16 protein-coding genes and 1 pseudogene are annotated in these 18636 nt (G+C 63.9%); 14 read left to right on the top strand and 3 right to left on the bottom strand.

What is annotated here, in order from left to right; translation table 11 throughout:
- The first annotated feature begins 27 nt into the window (after nucleotides 1-27).
- From H7A19_16580 to H7A19_16545, 8 genes and pseudogenes are all read left to right on the top strand, one after another.
- Nucleotides 28-311, top strand: a pseudogene (locus H7A19_16580) (PIN domain-containing protein).
- On the top strand, nucleotides 295-1650 hold the full coding sequence (locus tag H7A19_16575) for an NADH:flavin oxidoreductase/NADH oxidase family protein (protein MCP5476446.1): 1356 nt from the start codon (nucleotides 295-297) through the stop codon (nucleotides 1648-1650). Before H7A19_16580 ends, H7A19_16575 begins: the two are co-directional and overlap by 17 nt.
- Before the next feature lie 168 nt (nucleotides 1651-1818).
- Nucleotides 1819-2388 carry a sigma-70 family RNA polymerase sigma factor gene (locus H7A19_16570; GenBank protein ID MCP5476445.1) on the top strand — a complete coding sequence of 190 codons (570 nt, stop codon included), beginning with the start codon at nucleotides 1819-1821 and terminating at the stop codon, nucleotides 2386-2388.
- A gap of 9 nt (nucleotides 2389-2397) precedes the next feature.
- Complete coding sequence (locus H7A19_16565; GenBank protein ID MCP5476444.1) at nucleotides 2398-4914, top strand: serine/threonine protein kinase; 2517 nt, start codon at nucleotides 2398-2400, stop codon at nucleotides 4912-4914.
- Nucleotides 4915-4984: 70 nt separating this feature from the next.
- A complete protein-coding gene (locus H7A19_16560; GenBank protein MCP5476443.1) occupies nucleotides 4985-5455 on the top strand; it encodes a hypothetical protein in 471 nt (156 codons plus the stop codon).
- Nucleotides 5456-5591: 136 nt separating this feature from the next.
- A complete protein-coding gene (locus H7A19_16555; protein ID MCP5476442.1) occupies nucleotides 5592-5792 on the top strand; it encodes a hypothetical protein in 201 nt (66 codons plus the stop codon).
- Between the two features lie 119 nt (nucleotides 5793-5911).
- On the top strand, nucleotides 5912-6319 hold the full coding sequence (locus tag H7A19_16550; GenBank protein ID MCP5476441.1) for a glutaredoxin family protein: 408 nt from the start codon (nucleotides 5912-5914) through the stop codon (nucleotides 6317-6319).
- A 102-nt stretch (nucleotides 6320-6421) separates the two neighbouring features.
- A complete protein-coding gene (locus H7A19_16545) occupies nucleotides 6422-8083 on the top strand; it encodes a serine hydrolase (protein ID MCP5476440.1) in 1662 nt (553 codons plus the stop codon).
- A 303-nt stretch (nucleotides 8084-8386) separates the two neighbouring features.
- Here the strand turns inward: H7A19_16545 and H7A19_16540 are convergent, their stop codons facing one another.
- Entirely contained in the window at nucleotides 8387-9178 is a 792-nt protein-coding gene (locus H7A19_16540; protein ID MCP5476439.1) for an RcnB family protein, read from the bottom strand.
- Nucleotides 9179-9501: 323 nt separating this feature from the next.
- Here H7A19_16540 and H7A19_16535 point away from each other — a divergent pair, with 323 nt between their 5' ends.
- The 5 genes from H7A19_16535 to H7A19_16515 all read left to right on the top strand — a co-directional run bounded on the left by H7A19_16535 (nucleotide 9502) and on the right by H7A19_16515 (nucleotide 14525).
- The gene (locus tag H7A19_16535) at nucleotides 9502-11100 is read left to right on the top strand and encodes a solute:sodium symporter family transporter (protein ID MCP5476438.1); all 1599 of its coding nucleotides are present in this window, start codon (nucleotides 9502-9504) and stop codon (nucleotides 11098-11100) included.
- 63 nt (nucleotides 11101-11163) lie between these two features.
- Nucleotides 11164-12609: a TolC family protein gene (locus tag H7A19_16530; protein MCP5476437.1), complete on the top strand. Its 1446-nt coding sequence runs from the start codon at nucleotides 11164-11166 to the stop codon at nucleotides 12607-12609.
- Nucleotides 12610-12715: 106 nt separating this feature from the next.
- Nucleotides 12716-14056, top strand: a complete 1341-nt coding sequence (locus H7A19_16525) for a copper oxidase (GenBank protein MCP5476436.1) — start codon at nucleotides 12716-12718, stop codon at nucleotides 14054-14056.
- Between the two features lie 62 nt (nucleotides 14057-14118).
- The gene (locus H7A19_16520; GenBank protein MCP5476435.1) at nucleotides 14119-14361 is read left to right on the top strand and encodes an AbrB/MazE/SpoVT family DNA-binding domain-containing protein; all 243 of its coding nucleotides are present in this window, start codon (nucleotides 14119-14121) and stop codon (nucleotides 14359-14361) included.
- On the top strand, nucleotides 14358-14525 hold the full coding sequence (locus H7A19_16515; protein ID MCP5476434.1) for a hypothetical protein: 168 nt from the start codon (nucleotides 14358-14360) through the stop codon (nucleotides 14523-14525). Before H7A19_16520 ends, H7A19_16515 begins: the two co-directional genes overlap by 4 nt.
- Nucleotides 14526-14575: 50 nt before the next feature.
- Here H7A19_16515 and H7A19_16510 read toward each other — a convergent pair whose 3' ends face one another.
- Both H7A19_16510 and H7A19_16505 read right to left on the bottom strand, forming a co-directional pair.
- Nucleotides 14576-16894 (bottom strand): hypothetical protein, encoded by a 2319-nt coding sequence (locus H7A19_16510; protein MCP5476433.1) that lies wholly within the window; start codon nucleotides 16892-16894, stop codon nucleotides 14576-14578.
- A 227-nt stretch (nucleotides 16895-17121) separates the two neighbouring features.
- Complete coding sequence (locus H7A19_16505; GenBank protein MCP5476432.1) at nucleotides 17122-17661, bottom strand: transposase; 540 nt, start codon at nucleotides 17659-17661, stop codon at nucleotides 17122-17124.
- Between the two features lie 372 nt (nucleotides 17662-18033).
- On the opposite strand from H7A19_16505, the gene H7A19_16500 reads away from it, so the two are divergent.
- Nucleotides 18034-18636, top strand: a 603-nt coding sequence (locus tag H7A19_16500) for a pyruvate dehydrogenase (acetyl-transferring), homodimeric type (GenBank protein ID MCP5476431.1), incomplete at its 3' end; no start/stop codon positions are given.

The following is an 18636-nucleotide window of genomic DNA, read 5'->3' as shown; positions in this document are numbered from 1 at the left end:
CTGGATACGAACATCGTGATCTACACGATGAAGAATCGACCTGCGCGAGTGCGGGAGCAGTTCATTCTGCACGATGGTCACATGGCGATCTCCGGCGTCACGCTGGGCGAACTGGTCTACGGCGCGGAACGCTCGTCGCGGCGAAGAACCAACCTCAAGGATATCGAATCGCTATTGGCGCGGATCGAGGTGCTGAACTTCGATGACGAGGCCGCTTACCACTTCGGCCAGGTGCGAGCTGAGCTGTACGCGCGCGGATTACCCATTGGCTCTTACGACAGATGATTGCCGGACATGCCGAGCCTCGATAGCGCACGGGTAGACTCAGATCACTCACAAACACCGACAAGCGCCATGATCGAGCAGCCCTTTACCCTGCCCTGCGGCGTTACCTTGCCAAACCGTCTGGCCAAGGCAGCGATGACCGAGGGTCTGGCAGACCGCGATCATCTGGCCACGCCGCGATTGGCGCATCTGTACCGGCGTTGGAGTGAGGGCGGGATCGGGCTGTCGCTGACCGGCAATGTCATGGTCGAACACTCGGTGCTGGAGAATCCGGCCAATGTGGTGATCGATCCCACCCATCCGCATACGGTGTCCGCCGAAGCTCGCGAACGCCTGCGGGCGTGGGCGCAGGCTGGCAGCGTGGCGGGAAATGCCCTGTGGATGCAGATCTCGCACGCCGGGCGGCAGTCGCCGCGCTACGTGACTGGTCGTCCACGCGGGCCGTCGGCGGTACAGCTGGACCTGCTCGGCAACTACGCCACGCCGGTGGCCTTGACGCGCGAGGAGATCGCCGAACTGGTGCAGCGCTTCGCCAAGGTGGCGATGGTCGCCCGTGACTGTGGTTTCGGCGGCGTGCAGATCCACTCGGCCCATGGTTATTTGCTGAGCTCCTTCCTGTCGCCGGTGACCAACCGGCGCGAGGATGAATACGGCGGCAGTGTCGACAACCGGGCACGTTTCCTGATCCAGATCCTGCGTGCCGTGCGTACGGCCGTCGGTGCCGACTACCCGATCTCGGTCAAGCTCAACTCCGATGATTTCCGCAAGGGCGGCTTCAGCCACGCCGATTGCCTCAAGGTGGTCGAACTGCTCAATCCCGAAGGCATCGATCTGCTGGAGATCTCCGGCGGCACCTACGAGCAACCGCGCCTGCTCGGCATGGAAGGCAAGCCCGATTCGGTGATGCCGGTGCGCACCAGCACGCGCCTGCGCGAGGCCTATTTTCTGTCCTATGCAGAAGATATCCGCAAGATCGCGCGCATGCCGCTGATGGTGACCGGCGGCTTCCGTTCCCGCGCCGGCATGGTCCAGGCCCTGAGCGATGGCGTTTGCGACCTCATCGGCATTGCCCGCCCGGTGTGCACCCATCCGGATTCACCAGGATCATTGTTGGCCGGTGAGACCGACGCCCTGCCCGCTTTCGAGGCCGGGCTGCATCTGGCCGAGCGTGGCTGGCGCTCGCCCACCAGTCGTTTCACGCTGATGCGGGTGATCAACGTGCTCGGCGGCCAGCAGTGGTACTACGAGAACATCCATCAACTGGCCGACGGACTGCCACCAAGACTCGATCGAGGCATGCTCACGGCCTTCGCCATGTTCTGGCGCAATGAGCTGTGGAGAGCGGCTCGGATGCGGCGGGGTTGATGTGCGACGCTCACCTGGACAGGGTTCGGGGCCCGTTCGCTGGCACTTTGCTCCATCCCCGGACTTATCTACACTCGATTGGTCCGAGCAAACTGAGCAATGCTTCAGACACCGGTGCCCTGGCCTTCGCTAGAATCCCGCTTCTATTCTGATCGCGCGGACGCCGCCTTGATCACCGACCTGCTGCATCGCTGGAAGACGGGTGACCGGGAGGTGGAACAGGCTCTGATGGACCTGGCTTACCCGACGCTGGTGGAACTGGCTCACGCCCAGGCGCGACGCAACGGCGGAGTCTTGACGCTGCAGGCGACCGAGTTGGCGCACGAGGCCTACGCCCGATTGATTCAGCAACGCAGTGTGGACTGGAAGAGTCGCGAACACTTCTACGCCATTGCCGCGACGGTGATCCGACGCGTGGTCGTGGACTATTTGCGCTTGCGCCATCGTGACAAGCGTGGCGGCAAGCTGCCTTTTGTTTCCCTCGACGAGATCGACGAGCGTGATGCCCCGGGCATTGACGAATCGGTGGACTGGATCAGTGTCGACCAGGCTTTGAACGAGTTCGCAGAGTTCGACCCGGTGGGTGCCCGGCTGGTTGAGCTCAAGTTCTTTTCCGGATTGAATACCGAGCAAATCGCCGAGGTCATGGGCAGTTCGGTGGCCACTGTGGGTCGACAATGGCGATTGGCACGCGCCTGGCTGGGGCAGCGTCTCGGCGTGGACGATAGCGAGCCCTGAGTCCCGCTGATGCAAACCAGTCGCCTGCAGCAGCTGTTTGACAGTGCCGTCGACCTTGACCGTGCGGCGCGCAAGGCCTTTCTTGACCACGAGTGCGCGGACGACCCGGCCCTGCGCGAACAGTTGCGCAGCCTGCTGGCGGTCGACCAGCGTTTGGCGCATACCACGGTGCAGCAGGTCGGCGCCGAAGCAATTGCCATGGCTGCCGCGCGCAGCGATGGCCGGCTGCAGCCGGGCCAGCGACTGGGCGCTTTTCAGTTGTGTGAGCCAATCGGACAGGGCGGCATGGGCGTGGTCTACCGCGGCGAACGCGTGGATGGCCCGGTAAAACAGCAGGTTGCCATCAAGGTGGTGCGGCGCGAGTACCTTGATGCCGATGTGCTGCGGCGCTTCGAGCTGGAGCGGCAGACGCTGGCAACGCTCGATCATCCCTATATCGCGCGCCTGCTGGATGCGGCTGAGCTGAATGACGGCACACCCTATTTCGTCATGGAATTTGTGGCAGGTGTACCCATCACCGACTACTGTGCCCAGCAGAACCTGGACCTGCGCACACGCGTACGCCTGATGCGACAGGTTTGCCGGGCGGTCTCGCATGCGCACCGGCACCTGATCGTGCACCGTGATCTCAAACCCGGGAACATTCTCGTCACCGGCGACGGACTGCCCAAGCTGCTCGATTTTGGCATCGCCAAGAGTCTGAGTCCGGTCACGGCGGCCAATTGGGCGGCACAGACCAGCACCGGGCGGCTGTTCTTCTCGCCCGGCTACGCCGCACCCGAGCAGTTCCGCGGCCAGCGCGTGCATGTGGGCTGCGATGTCTACGCGCTCGGCGTGCTGCTTTACGAGTTGCTCACCGGGGTGCGGCCCTTTGATTTCACCGGCCTCAGCCTGGGCCAGATCGAGGTGCTGCTCGAGGCGACACCGCCGCAGGCACCCAGCAGCCGCATCGAGGCGGGCATGGCCGACGGTCGTGCCCGTCGGCGTGCCTTGCGCGGAGATCTCGACGGCATCGTCTTGCGCTGTCTGCGCAAGTCACCGCTGGAACGCTACGGATCGGTCGATCAGCTGGACGAAGATCTGGGGCGTTATCTCGAGGGCCTTCCGGTGGCGGCGCGACGCGGCCATAGTTGGTATCGCTTGCGCAAATTTGTCGCCCGCCATCGTTGGGCAGTTTCCATCGCCAGCGCTTCGGTCTTCGCGCTCAGCCTCGCCGCATTGATGCTGTGGCAGCAGAACCTGGCTTTGCGCCAAGAGCGTGATGTGTCGCAACAGACGCTGGACATTATGCGCGACGCCTTTGCCGAAGCGGATCCGATCCGAGCCTCGGGTGCTGACATCAGTGCTCGGCAGATTCTCGAATCGGCGCGCAAGCGACTGGACCGGATCGATGCCGATCAACCGGCGCTGTTCGCCAAACTGGCGCAATCCATTGCCGAGGTGGACTTGTCGTTGGGACAGTCCGATCAGGCAGCGAGCCTGCTCGATCGCGCCCGCCAAGCGGCGGTGCGGGCTGGCTGGGAAGCCGGCGCGCAGGCCCATCTGCTGGCATTGAGGGCGCGGGCGCTGATCAATGCTGATCGGTTGAATCAGGCGCAACAGGCGCTGGACGCATCCAGATCCCTGAGTCCGGGTGATTCCAGCCTCGAATGGCAGGTGCTGCAGGGTCGGCTCTGGTGTATCCGCGAGGAGTTCGATCGCGGGCTGCAGATGCTGCGGACGGTGATGGAACGTGTCGCCGATCGATCTGCGGACGACGAACTCGCTACCACTGTGCGGTTGTCATTGGCCGAGGGTTTGGGTCTCGCCGGCGACAAGGCGGCGGTACTGGCAACGCTCGAAGAGACGCTGACATGGCAAAAACAGCGTCTCGGCGATAGTCACCCTCAGGTGTTGCGCACGCGCATGCGACGCGTCTCTGCCCTGCGCGCGCTCAATCGCACTGACGAAGCGGCCGCTGAAGCCGCCAGCGTGGTGGACCAGATTGTCCACGTTTTTGGCGCGGATACCGCCGAGGCCGCCCTGGCCTACAATGCCTTCGGGCGCACTCTGGAAGTCAGCGGTCGGGCCGAGGAATCCCTCCGGGCCTACCGGCAGGCGCTGACGGCCACCCAGAGGGCGCAGGGACTGGATCACAGCAACACCCGCCGGGTGCAATTCAATCTCGCCTATGCCTTGCAGGCCAGCGGCCAGCACGATGCGGAGGCCGAAGCGCTCTACCGGGAAGTACTGGCATTGACCGAGCAGCGATCGGGCAAGCAAAGCGAAATGGCCACCTATGTGCGCCTGTATCTCGGGCGGTTCCTGCAGGAACGCGGTCGTCAGGGTGAAGCTTTCGAACTGCTTACTCCAGCGGACGGCTGGGCAGGCCTTGAGCGCGCCAGTGACGACAACCGCGGCCGATATCTGCTGACGCTGGATCAGCTATCCAAAGAGACCGGCTGTGGCAACGCGGCTAATTCCGCCTGTGCCCGTGCCAAGGACTGGATTCAGCGCGCCGCGAACCTGCCGGCTCAAGCCCGATGATCGAGTTTTTCGCAAGAAGGCGAGTGACCGTTCGAGTACTTTGTGTTCCCCTGACCAAGTGAGTGCACTCATGTTGAAGTCGATATCCAGTCTGCTGTTGGCAACGACCGCGGTGCTGTGCTTGCCCGAGGCGCAAGCTGCCGGCGAATCACCGCCGACCTGCGACCTGCGAGACACCTTGTCCTGTCCCATACCTGGTCAGGTGATTGGTTACCAGCTAGATTGTCCCAGAGGTGATCCTTCTCACAAGACAACCTGCGTCTACGAGACGAGCCTGCCAGTCGCGCAAATTCTCTGTTCCAGTGGCTCTGGCAATGCTGCGTGCGAGGCGTGGCCGCAATCCGACGGGATTGCTTACCGCTATGTCTGGAAGGTGCTGAGCGGCGTGACCGATGCCAGTTCGGGCGGCCAGTACAACCCGCTGTTGCTCGGCAGCTGCCGTGTGGGGCGCTTGGCCCAGGTAGCCGTGACCGTCATCGCACCCAGTGGACTCTCAAGCACAGCCACCAGTGAGCGCTTCCTCTGCGAAGCCAATCAGTAACTCAGTTTCCGTGATCGAGTTTTTCGGGGGATGGCGAGTAGGTCTGCGGGGCGCGCACAACGTCAACATGACCGGCGCGCCCTTCGGGTCGGAACCCCGACTCGCCTACTTTCCCCATGATTCAGGAGACACCTTCATGAACCTGCGCATCAAACTCGCCGTCGCTCTGATTGCCGCTGCCGCCGGCTTTGGCTTTGCCACCTCGGGATTTGCCACTACGCCGGCCTGTCAGGCCTGTCAGAACGCCTGGCAGGAGTGTGGTGGCGGACAGAACGACCAGTGCACCATGCGTTACGAAATCTGTCTGCGCCGCAACGGCTGCCCGCCGCTGTATTGATCGGCACTCAGCCAAGAGGGGCCCGATGATTTCGGGTCGGTGAATGGCAGCCTTCGGCAACGACCGAAGGCTGCACTCGGCAGGCTGGCTCCCGACCGGCCACAATCTTTGAGTAACCCATGAACATTCCGTTGCGACGTTCCCTGCGGGACGTCTTCTTCTCGTTGGCCCTCGTCAGCCTGGCAGTGTCGCTTGGCAGCTGGGCTGGACAGCGCTGGCAGCAGTCGCAGATCCCGCCGCTGGTTCAGGACTTTGATCCGGCGTCCATCGACCTGCCGGCCTCGTACACGCCGGTATTGATTGCCAACAGTACTTGCCCCGCCTGCACCAGCGCCCGGCGCTGGCTGCAGGCCAATGGTATTCCCTTTTCCGAGTTGACCGTCGATCAGTCCGAACACGCTCGGGTGATAGCCGACCAGCTGGGCGTCAAGGTCGTCCCTACCGTGCTGGTTGGCAGCACCCGGATCAACGGATTTGATGAGCGGGCACTGCGGACCTGGCTGAAGTCGCCGCTCAAGCGTCCATGACCTTCGGACCTGTCACGCCCGGACATGGTGCCCTAGTGTGAAAAGGACGTGCGGGCTGAAGGCTTCCAACCTTTGGTCTTGACCAATAAGGGAGATGCATTGATGCGTATGACCCTCTGGGCGGCCGCGGGCGCTTTGCTGATGAACGCTTTCTCGGCCTCGGCCGCGAAAACACCGGACGTGCTCGCGCTGAAGGACTACGCGGACACTCTGCTTGAACAGAGTTATCTGTCCGACGGCCCGGGAGCGGTGGTGCTGGTCGCCCGCGGCGACGAGGTGCTGTACCGCGGTGCCCGCGGACTGGCCAATGTCGAACTGGGGGTGCCGCTGGCGCCCGAGCAGGTGTTCCGCATTGGCTCGGTGACCAAGCAGTTCGCTGCAGCCACGGTGATGAAGCTGATCGATCAGGGCAAGCTCAGCCTGAATGATCCCTTGAGCAAGTTCCTGCCGGATTATCCGAACGGTGACAAGATCACGGTACTGCAGCTGCTCAATCACACCTCCGGGGTCAAGAGTTACACCGGCATTCCTGGCGTGATGGCGGGGCCGATCCGCATGGATCTCAGCACTTCGGCGCTGATCGATACCTTCAAGAACCTGCCGGTGGATTTCGCGCCCGGCTCGGCCTGGGCCTACAACAATTCGGGTTATGTGCTGGTCGGTGCCGTCATCGAGGCGGTCACGGGGGAATCCTGGGACGCCGCCATCCAGCAGCTGGTGCTGGCGCCGGCTGGCCTCAACCACACCCGTCTCGGCGCCGATGATGTCTTGATCGCCGGCATGGCCAGCGGCTACGGCAGCAAGGGCGGCAAGGTCATTCCCGCTGCCTATCTCAGCATGACCCAGCCCCACGCCGCCGGGGCGCTGGTGTCCACCGTCGATGATCTGTTCCACTGGAATCGCGCCCTGCACGGCGGTCAGTTGCTGAAGCCTGAGAGCTATGAACAGATGATCACGCCGACCGGTGCTGCCAAGGACGCTGGCTACGGATTCGGTATCGGGCCCGGCACCGTGCGCGGTCGTGCGCAGCTCTCTCACGGTGGTGGCATCCACGGTTTCTCCAGTCATCTGCTGTATCTGCCCAAGGACCAGATCAGTGTCGTCATATTGCAGAATTCGGACGACGGTCCGGACGTCGCCACCCTCGCGGTCACGCTCGCTGCCTTCGCGCTGGGCGATCCCTATCCGGAGGCCAAAGCGATCGCTGTCGAACCCGAGGTACTGGCACGTTATGAGGGCGTCTATCGCATCGACGAGCAGAACACGCGCACGCTGCGCCTGGTCGATGGCGCGCTGACCTCCCAACGCAGCGGTGGCCAGCAGCTGAAACTGACCCCGATCGAAGCCGATGTGTTCCTGTTTGACGATGGTCTGACCCGGCTCACCATCGAGCGGGATGATGACAACCAGATCAGCGGCATGCGGCTGTTCCAGAACGGCGAAGGCGAGGGTCAGTTTGCCGAGCGCACCGATGAGCCCTTGCCCTCCGAGCGCGCCCATATCGATCTGGACGCCGCCCAGCTGCAGCGGGTACTCGGGGCCTATCTGGCAGGCCCGGGTACCATGACCGTATTCGTCGACAACGACCAGCTCAAGGTGCAGCTCAGCGGCCAACCGGCTTTCGATCTGCTTGCCGCAAGTCCCGATCAGTTCTTCCTGACGGTCGTCGACGCCACCCTGGAATTCGCCGCCGGTGACCCGGCGCCGTCACTGACGCTGAAGCAGGGCGGTGCCGTGATCGAGTTCACGCGCAAGGCAGAGTGAATGCGGGTGGGTGTCGCTCCATGAGCCCGTGTCGCAAGTTTCTTGATTTGTCTGCGCAGGCCCGGTTCGCCAAGACGCGGCCCCGGGCCGAGCTGTGGGAGCGGACTTTGTCCGCGATCGACGCTCGTGGGTGCTCGGGGCCAGGCATTGCGGCTGAAGCCGCTCCCCCAGGGGCCGGGTTCAGGGCCCATGAGTACTGTCGGACGACCCAAGGTGGCTCGCGGTGACGCGTCAACGCCTTGGGAAATGGGTTCCGGGAGACCCAAGGTCCGGCACCGCATGGGTGCCGGACCTGGGCTCGGCTCAGTAATAGAAGCCGGTCAGCAGGTCGACGATGACGCCGGTCGCCAGTTCGACCAGAACCAGATCACCGTCGATGCGCACCCAGCGGCAACCGTAGGGCGGTGGTGCAATGCCGTAGGGCCGGTAGTCGACGTAGTAGTAGGAGCTGTAGAAGGGCGCCGGCAGGCGATAGCCGATGTACCAGCTGCGATAGCCGTAACCGCGTGGATAGTAGTAGCGCGAAGGTGCGCGGTAGCGGTGACCTGACCAGCCGTGGTTCCAGCCGCGCCGCCAATCGTTGTTCCATCGCGAGTGGTGATCGTTGCGATAGCCCTGGCGGTAGCCGGAATTCCAGCCATTGCCGCGACCATGGCGATCGTAGTCATTGCCATACCCGGAGCGGCCATTGTAATGACGATCGTTGTTACCGCGACGGTCGTGATTGTCGCGACGACCGTCACCACGCCACTCGTTCTGCGCACCCGATGACGCCAGTCCGAGGTTGCCGCGGCTTTGCTGATAAGCCTGGCCACCGCCGTATTGATGGCCGCCGCGATTGCCACGGTTGTCGCGCTGGCCTTGACCATAGTCGCGAGCGGCACCGTTGTGGTCGCCGCCTCGACGGCCCTCGTTGTTGCCGCGGCCGCCGTAGTTGCCACGGTCCTTCTGAGCGGGTTGCGATTGGGTATGACCGCGACCCTGCTCGGAGCCCGGTCCGCGACCTTCGTCCCGGCCACGACCATTGTCAGCGGTCGCGGTCATCGCAGTCGCACCCAAGAGCAGCGCCGCTGCTGCCACCATCAATTTGTTCATAGCCTGGTCTCCTCAAGCCTTCCGGGCAGCCGCCAAACCCCGCGTTTGACCTCGTCCGTGCGCTCAGATTGCATCGCGTTGCCTGAACAGAACACCCGAATTGAGCTGAACGGGACCGGCCCGTTCAGTTTTGGGCGACGATTGCCCTTGTCGAATGCCGAGGGATGCCCGAGGGCCGGCGTTGCTTCGGATACATGCTCGGTGCTCTCGATTGACCGACTGTGTCTGCGGCGTATCCTTGGGCAGCGTTCGAATCCGCCGATCCGGGCCCGCACTGCCGAGCGTCTGTGCGTGCTGCCCCTGCTACCACTTGCCGGGCTGCCATGCATACGATCACCCTCGCTTCCTTCGTGTTGTTCACGGGCCTGGTCGGACTGACCACGTGGTGGTTCACCCGCGGCGATGACCATGCCAGCAGCAAGGGCTATTTTCTCGCCGGACGCACGCTCAGCTTCCCGCTGATTGCCGGTTCGCTGTTGCTCACCAATCTGTCGACCGAACAGATGGTGGGTCTGAATGGCGCTGCTTTCAGTGATGGCTTGAGCGTGATGGCCTGGGAAGTGATCGCGGTTCTCGCGCTGGTGCTGATGGCGCTGTTCTTCCTGCCGCGCTTTCTCAAGAGCGGCATCGCCACCCTGCCTCAGTATCTGGCGCTGCGCTTCGACCACGGCACCCAGGTCATCACCAACCTGATTTTCCTGGTTGCCTACGCGGTCATCCTGTTGCCAATCATTCTCTACACGGGCGCCACCGGGCTGAGCGGCATCCTGGATGTGCCGGCACTGACCGGCATCGACAGTCCGACCACCAATCTCTGGCTGCTGGTGTGGCTGGTCGGGATCATCGGCTCGGTGTACGCGCTCTTCGGAGGGTTGCGCACCGTGGCGGTTTCGGATCTGCTGAACGGCATCGGCTTGCTGATCGGCGGCCTGTTGATCACCTGGTTCGGCCTGCAGGCGGTCAGTGACGGACGCGGCGTGGCCGAGGGCTGGCGGTTGCTGGTCTCGGCACAACCGGAACGCTTCACATCGGTCGGCACCGAGCAGCAGTCGGTACCGTTTTCGACGCTGTTCACCGGCGTACTGCTGCTTCACCTGTTTTACTGGTGCACCAACCAGCAGATCATCCAGCGTACCTTCGGTGCGAGCAGTCTGGCGGAGGGTCAGAAGGGTGTGCTGCTGACGGGCGCACTCAAGCTGTTCGGCCCCTTGTACCTGGTCATTCCCGGCATGATTGCCTGGCAGCTGTTCGCGGCCGAAGGCATTGCGCCCGACCACGCCTACGGGCGACTGGTGCACGAGGTACTGCCCGCCCCGCTCACCGGATTCTTCGCCGCGGTCATGGTGGGAGCCATCCTCAGTTCCTTCAATTCGGCGCTCAATTCCACCTGCACGCTGTTCAGTCTGGGCCTGTACAAGACGGTACTGCGCACCGATGCGGATGAGGCCAGCGTGGTGCGCTCGGGCAAGGTCTTTGGCTGGGTGCTGGCCGCCGTCTCGATGACCATCGCGCCCTTGCTGGCCCATACCGGCAGCATCTTTGGCTACCTGCAGAAGATGAATGGCATCTATTTCATCCCGATCTTTGCGGTGGTGGTGGTCGGCATGCTGGCACGACGAGTGCCGCCCGTGGCGGCCAAGGTGGCTCTGATTGGCGGCTGTGCGCTGATCGCGGTGGGTTATTTCGTGCCCCCCTTCGATCGCATGGTAGCGGCGATGCACGAATTCCATTTCCTGGGTGCGGTCTTCGTGACGCTGGTGCTGCTGATGCTGGCCATAGGACAGGCACGGCCATTGCCGCAGCCCTGGGTGCAGCAGGACAGCGGCGAAGTCGATCTCCGCCCCTGGCCGCTGGCCCGGGCTGCCGGTGCCGCACTGATCCTGATCGTGTTGCTGATTTATATCGGCTTTGCCCAATACTGAGGGTATAGCCGCATTCGCGAATCCTGCTTGACAGTCGCGGGCACAGCGAACTTTGGAGTGTCGATGACCAACCCACACAGGCGATACCTTCCCATGGCCCTGATGCTGACAGTGCTTGCGGGCTGCGCCAGCCCTTCGCGCCAGGATGGACGCCTGGCGGTGGACCAGCTGACGGCCAGCCGGTTGCCGGCCACGGCTGCGCCGGAGGGCGCCGACACCGCTTCGGTGGCGACGCGGGTCGCCGAACTCGCTCAAGGCGAACTGTCCCTGGAGCGAGCCCTGCAGCTGGCCCTGATCAACAACCCGGGTCTGCAGGCTGAATATGCCCAGCTTGGACTCGCCCGCGCCGATCTGATCGAAGCCAGCCGATTGTCAAATCCCCGTTTTGCCCTGCTGCGCAAGGATGAAGGCGGTGGTGACGGTCGCGGCTACACCCGCCATATCAGTCAAAGCTTCACCGAGCTGCTGTTGCTGCCGGCGCGCACGCAGATGGCCAAGGCCGAGTTCGCGCGCACCCAGCAGCAGATCGGTGCCGCGGTGCTGGATCTGGCGGTGGATGTGGAAGTGGCCTGGTACCGTGCGGTGGCGGCCCTGCAGGCCCAAGCCATGCGCGAGGCGATTGCGAATGCCGCGCAGCTGTCGGCCGAGCTGGCGCAGCGTTTCCACGCGGCCGGCAATTTGCCGCGCCTCGAGCTGTTGATGGAGCAGGCCGCAGCCACCCAGGCCAGCATAGAGGCACGCCGGGCCGGCGCCGATGTGGCCGAGGCACGCGCGGAGCTGGCCGCGCTGCTGGGCCTGCGCAGCCGCATGCCATGGAGCCTTCCTGCGCGGCTGCCCGGGCCGGTTTCAGGGACGCTTGATGGCCAGGCCCTGGTGCAATTTGCACACGAGCAGCGACTCGATTACGCCGCCGCCCAGGCCGAGCTGGCGATGCGCGAAGACGCCCTCAAGCTGGCCCGCAACTGGCGCTGGCTGGGCGAGATCGAGCTTGGCGTCGAACGCGAAACCGAGACCGATGGTGCCCGTTTTCGCGGTCTGGAAGCCAGTCTGGAACTGCCGATCTTCCAGCAGGGACAGGCCGCCATCGCCCGAGCCGAAGCCGAGCGCGACGCTGCCGCGGCGCGGCTGTCGGAACTGGAACTGGCCATCGACAACCAGGTGGATCTGGCCCTGGAGCGCCTGCAGATGCAGAGCGATGTCGCCGGGCAATACCAGTCCCGGCTGCTGCCGCAGCGCGAAGGTATCGTCGACGGCACCCAGCGCGAGCTGAACTTCATGTTCAAGGGGGCGTTCGAGCTGCTGCTGGTGAAACAGGAGCAGTACGCCGCCTATCAGGACTACCTGGAAGCCGTGCGCGATTACTGGGTGGCGCGGGCCGAGCTGCGCCGCGCGGTGGGGGGACGATTGCCCGATGACGGGGAAAGGGGCGAGCCCAGCATCGGTGTCGACGCGGTGCTTCCCGACACCGACGAGGCGCCCGACGATTGGCATCAGCACCACCACCATTGAAAACCTCGGTCATCTGGCTGCGCAATGGTCCAGGTGACTCAGCGATCCGCATCAACGACGTCCGGCAGCGCCCTTGGCGCCACCTGAACTACGAAGCGAAACTGCCATGAATCGACGTGATTTCTTCTTGAACACCGGCGCCGCCACGCTGGCGGCGACCGTGCCGGCCGCGGCGCTGGCCGAAGCCACTGCCAGTGGCCCACGCCGCCATCCCAAGGTGCGCACGCTGAATGGCTGGACCTTGCCCCATCAGATGAAAGACGGGGTCAAGGAATTCCACCTGGTGGCGGAAGAAATCGAACACGAATTTGCGCCGGGCACCCGCGCCAAGTGCTGGGGTTACAACGGCAGCACGCCGGGGCCGACGATCGAAGTCAACGAAGGCGATCGGGTGCGCATCCTGGTGACCAATCGCCTGCCCGAGCACACCACCATCCACTGGCACGGCATCGATCTGCCCTCGGGCATGGATGGTGTGGGTGGCTTGAGCCAGCCGCACATCAAGCCCGGCGAAACCTATGTCTACGAGTTCACGCTGCGCCAGCACGGCACCCACATGTACCACCCGCATGCCGATGAGATGGTGCAGATGGCGGTAGGCATGATGGGGCTGTTCATCATTCATCCGCGGCAAGCCGAGCCTGAGCGCATCGACCGCGACTACGCCCTGCTGCTGCACAACTGGGCGCTGCATCCGGGCACCTGGCGGCCGGATCCCTCGGTGATGACTGAATTCGACCTCTGGACCTTCAACTCCAAGGTGTTCCCGGCGATCGATCCGATTGTCGCCCGCAGTGGCGAGCGCGTGCGCATCCGCATCGGCAATCTGTCCATGCACGATCATCCCATCCACATGCACGGGCCGCGCTTCTGGGTGACCGGCGGCGATGGCGGGCGCTGGCCCCGCAATCTGTGGCGTACCGAGGTTACCGAGACCGTGGCGGTGGGACAGACCCGCGATATCGAGTTCATCGCCCAGGCGGGTGACTGGGCCTTCCACTGCCACAAGTCGCATCACACCATGAACGCCATGGGCCATGACGTTCCGAACACGCTGGGCGTGGACCAGAGCGGCGTCGAGTCCGAGATCCGCAGGCTGCTGCCGGGCTACATGGCCATGGGCGAGACCGGCATGGCCGAACATCAGGACCACACCCAGATGGGCCACATGCCGGGCCCTGAGAACACCCTGCCGATGATGATGGGCGTGGGTCCGTTCGGCAATCTGGAAATGGGTGGCATGTTCACCGTGATCAAGGTGCGCGACGACCTCAAGACCGGCGACTACAGCGATCCGGGCTGGTACCCGCACCCCGAAGGCACGGTGGCCCGCTGCATCAGCCAGGATCCGGATTTCGGCAAGCCGGTTCGACGTGAACCCTTGCCACCGGCCGACGCGCCGATGAGTCAGGCCAAGCCAATGCGGCATCGGCATGAGGGGCATTGAAGGGAACTGCAGATCCAAGCTGCGCACTAGAATTCCTTACGTCAATGTAAGGAATGGAGGCGATGGGCGCCGCAACAGTCACCAGCAAGGGCCAGATCACGATCCCCGTGGCCGTGCGTGAAGCCATGCAGATCGCCGCGGGCGATCGCGTCGAGTTCATCGAAGTTCAGCCGGGACGCTTCGAACTGGTGGCTGCCACCGAACCGGTGACTGCGCTCAGGGGCATGTTCGGCAAGGCGACGACGGTTGTGACCATCGAGGAAATGAACGCTGCCATCGCGGCACGCGGCGCAGCCGCGAAATGATCGGCCTGGATACCAATGTCCTGGCTCGCTACATCATGCAGGATGATCCCGGTCAGGCGAGTCTGGCCGATGCCTTGATGCACTCTCTGAATGCCGAGCAGCCTGGATTCGTGACCTTCGATCGAGCCGCCGCCCGCGACGCCGGCATGGTGCTGATCGGCTGACAGAGGCGCCCCGAAACTCCTGTTCGGGGCGCCGTCAGGTTCTCGATCGCCTACTCGAAGCCGTTCGCGAACAGCGTATCCACGGCCAGCGAATAGCTCCAGACACCCCGTCCCAGGGTGCCGGCGTAGAGCGTCTGGTTGCTCGGCTGGTAACGGAGATCGAATACCAGCACGTCGGGCAAGGCATTGCCGAGCATCGACCAGGTGTTGCCTGAAGTCGGCAGCACGAACACGCCCGAACGCGTGCCCACGGCAACCACGTCGCCGCTGGTCTGGGCGATGAATTCGATCGTGCGGAAATCCAGCGCCGAGATACTGGCCAGATTGAAGGTGGCGTCTTGCCAGGTGGCGCCGGCGTCCGTGCTGCGGAACACCTGATTGTCGTCGACGGCAAACACCAGACTGGGATTGTCCGGATCCATGGTCACATCGGTGATGGTGGCGGCACCGGCCGGCAGTGCGCTGGTGGCGACGAAGCCACCGGGGTCGCGCCGGAAGACTTGCGCGTTCTTGCCGACGTAACCGGCATCCGGGTTGGCATTGCTGCCATAGGTCATGGCGTTGCGGTTGGCCCCCGGGCCGCCGATGGAGGTCAATGTCGGGCTGGCGGTGTCGGCATTGAGCGATTCGAACAGCAGGCTGGTGCCGCCGACCAGCAGTCGGTTGGCCGCCGCCAGATTGGTTTCCACCGGCGTCACGAACTGTGGGCCGCTGATCGAGGGCATGCCGATGCTGCCCACCTGGGCATTGGCCGGGTTGTACTGGCGACGCGAGAATCCGCCCAGATTCTGGCTGCTCATGAAGCGATAGCTGCCGCTGCTGCCCAGCGACTCATCATTGACGGCGATATCGCCACCGTCGCCACCGTTGATGAAGGTCCACACCGGATCGTTCGGTGTTTGCTGCATGTGCGTACCGTTGTCCTGGGTGCCGATGGTGACGATGTTGGATACGCGGTCGTGGTCCAGATCGTGCACTTCGAGCACCGACAAATCACCGTTCACCGATTGCCACACGCCTGTGGACGAGCGCGGATTGGTGCGACGGTAGACGCCGCCATCATCCACCTCCAGCAGATTGCCGTTGGCATCGAAAGCCATGTCGCGGCTGTCGGCGTGTGGCGCCGAGTTGCTGGCCGCTCCGGCATTGACGATCGTGGAAAACTGGCTGCCGGGTGCCAGGCTGGCGTTGCCGCGCTGGACATTGCCAGTGAAAGGGCTGGAGGTGATGCGATCGCCGGCGATGTAGACGATGTTCGAGTCGGTCGGGTCAACCGCCAGCGCCGTGTTGGTGGTGCCCTGCCCGCCCGGATGCACTGCCGGGACATCCATGGAGGTCCAGTTGGCGCCATTGTTGGCCGATCGGTAGACCCCAGCGAGCACGCCGTTGTTGACCACGGCGGCGAAGACCACGCCACTCGGACCCACGCCCAGACGAATGGTGCCGGTCGAGCTGCTGAGCCCGCTGATGCCGGTGGTGATATCCGTCCAGGTGGCGCCGGTGTTGTCGCTGCGCCAAACCGTCGGCGCGGCGCCAATCACCGAAATGTAGAAGCGCGCCGTGTTGGCAGGATCGGCCGCCATATCGCTGACGGCGCCGGAGGCCAGATTGCCGTTGCCGGAGATCTGGGTCCAGTTTGCGCCGGTATTGACGCTTCGGAACAGGCCATTGCCGCGGGTGGCGGCCATCAAGGTGGCGCCGCGTGCGGCCACCGCCGTGATCTTCTGGCCGACGAAGACCGATTGGCCGAGCAATGACCAGGCGCTGCCGCCATTGGTGGAGTAGTAGACGCCGATCTCGTCATCGCCGCGCTGGGCGAAGTTGCTCCAGCGACCGGTGCCACCGATGACCGTATTGCCACTGGCATCCAGCGGGTCCAGCGCCAGCGCGCCGATGGACTGCGAGGGCTGATCATCCGTCAGCGGAATCCAGGTGGGGCTGGTCGCTGTGGCGTTGGTCGTTTTCCAGATGCCGCCATTGACCGAGCCGATGTAGAGGACGTCGGCGTTGCTCGGATGCGGCGCCAGGCGATGCACACCGCCGGCCACCTCGTTGGTGGGGGGCACCGACACCTGGGCGTTTCGGGTAGGCGATGGGCCGAGGTGCACCCAGGCGTTGCCGCTGCCGCGCTGCAGCGGTCGCGGCGGCGGGATGGTCTGTACTCGTTGTTCGGCCGGATCCACCGGTTCGGCGTCAGACAGTTCCGGGCCCTCATAGCTTTCCGCCAAGGGGATCGGCAATTGCCAGCTGACAGGTTCAAGCGGTGGCACTGTCGCCACAGGCGTCAGAACCGGACCGGTGGCGACGGCGGTGCCGAACATGCAAAGCCAAAGTGCGGCAGCAGCCGCGATCCTGGTTGGGGCGGACATGCAGACCTCGAATCATCCTGAAGGTGGAGGAAGGCTAGCGCCTGCGGCGGGCCTGCGCCACCTTGACTGATGACAGGGTTCGGCTGGCGATGCTGTTAGGCACGGCCTTTGGCCTTGGCCCAACCTACAGGCGTGGTAGGTTGGGCTAAGCGCAGCGTGCCCAACATCGGTCCCGCCGAAGTGGTAGGTTGGGCCAAGCGCAGCGTGCACAACATCGCTCGAACCAGCTATTCACCCGTCTGAGCAGGTGCTTCGGCGACATCCGCGGGCTCGTTGCCCCAATCGGCCAGATACCAGCCACGTCGAGCGCATGCGGCCAACGAGCTGTATGGCCAGTCCCAGGGCGTCGCGACATAGCCATGCTTCACCGGATTGAAGTGGATGTAGTCCAGATGCCGCGCCAGATCCACGTCATCCCGGATCTGATGCTCCCAGTAGCGCCGTTGCCAGATTCCTCGCTCGCGTTTTCGCAGCCGAGATTGACTGGTGGTTTCGCCCGCCAGCTGGAGGCCCACACTGAAACGGTGTTTGATCATCGACCAGCGTCTGGGGAAATCGGAGTCAGCGTCTGGCATGGTCCAGATGCAGTGCAGATGGTCGGGCAATACCACGCACGCGGGCATGGAAAATGGGGCCTTCTGCCTGACATGGCCAAACGCCATGCGCAGTCTGTCGACCAGATGGGTGTCAGCAAAGAGTGGTCGACGATTGAAGGTGACCACGGTGAAGAAGTAGCAGTTGCCTTCAAGGCAGCGTCTGTAGCGCATGGCAGGGCCTCCAGCCTAGGTATCGCCATGTTTCGCTCCTCTGCGCCGCTGATCGATCCGTGATTTCGGATCTTTCTGTCCGAAATTTCCTACAAGATCTGCAAGGGACTGCCTGTTGGGCACGGCCTTTGGCCTTAGCCCAACCTACAGGCGTGGTAGGTTGGGCTAAGCGCAGCGTGCCCAACGTCGATCGCGCCGAAGTGGTGGGTTGGGCCAAGCGCAGCGTGCCCAACGTCGGTCCCGCCGAAGATTCTTCGGTCTTGACCCCATCGAGCCCGCCCAGGCTCTAGTCTTCGCGCCAGTCCCATTGCCACCGAGCCGTCCATGCATCCGAGCGATCCTGACCGCGATTTCCCCCGGGCCGCCGAGCGCGTGCTGGCGGCCGCGCCTGCCATCGATGATGTCGATCCTGCCGAAACCGGGGAATGGCTGGACGCGCTGGATGCGGTGGTCCACGCCGATGGCAAGGAGCGCGCCCAGTATCTGTTCGACCGTCTGGCCGATCACGCGCTCACCCGTGGCGTGCAATCGGCCCGGGCGCGGATCACGCCCTACCGCAACACCGTTGCGCTCAGCGCACAGCCGCCTTATCCCGGCGATCTGGAGCTGGAGGCCCGTCTGGGCGCGGCCATGCGCTGGAATGCACTGGCCATGGTGGTGCGCGCCAACACCGAGGCCGGCGAGCTTGGTGGACATATCGCCAGTTACGCCTCGGCAGCCGATCTGTTCGAGGTTGGCTTCCATCATTTCTTCAAGGCCGACGGGCACGCTGACGGCTCTGATCTGGTCTATTTCCAGCCGCACTCCTCGCCCGGCGTCTACGCCCGTGCCTTTCTCGAGGGCTTTCTATCCGAGGAACGCCTCGCCCGCTATCGACGCGAGATCGGCGAGCCCGGGCTGTGTTCCTACCCGCATCCCTGGCTGATGCCGGATTTCTGGCAGTTTCCGACAGGCTCGATGGGACTCGGGCCGATC

Source organism: Rhodanobacteraceae bacterium (assembly GCA_024234055.1).
Lineage (GTDB): Bacteria > Pseudomonadota > Gammaproteobacteria > Xanthomonadales > SZUA-5 > JADKFD01.
This window is presented reverse-complemented; position numbering and strand designations above follow the sequence as displayed.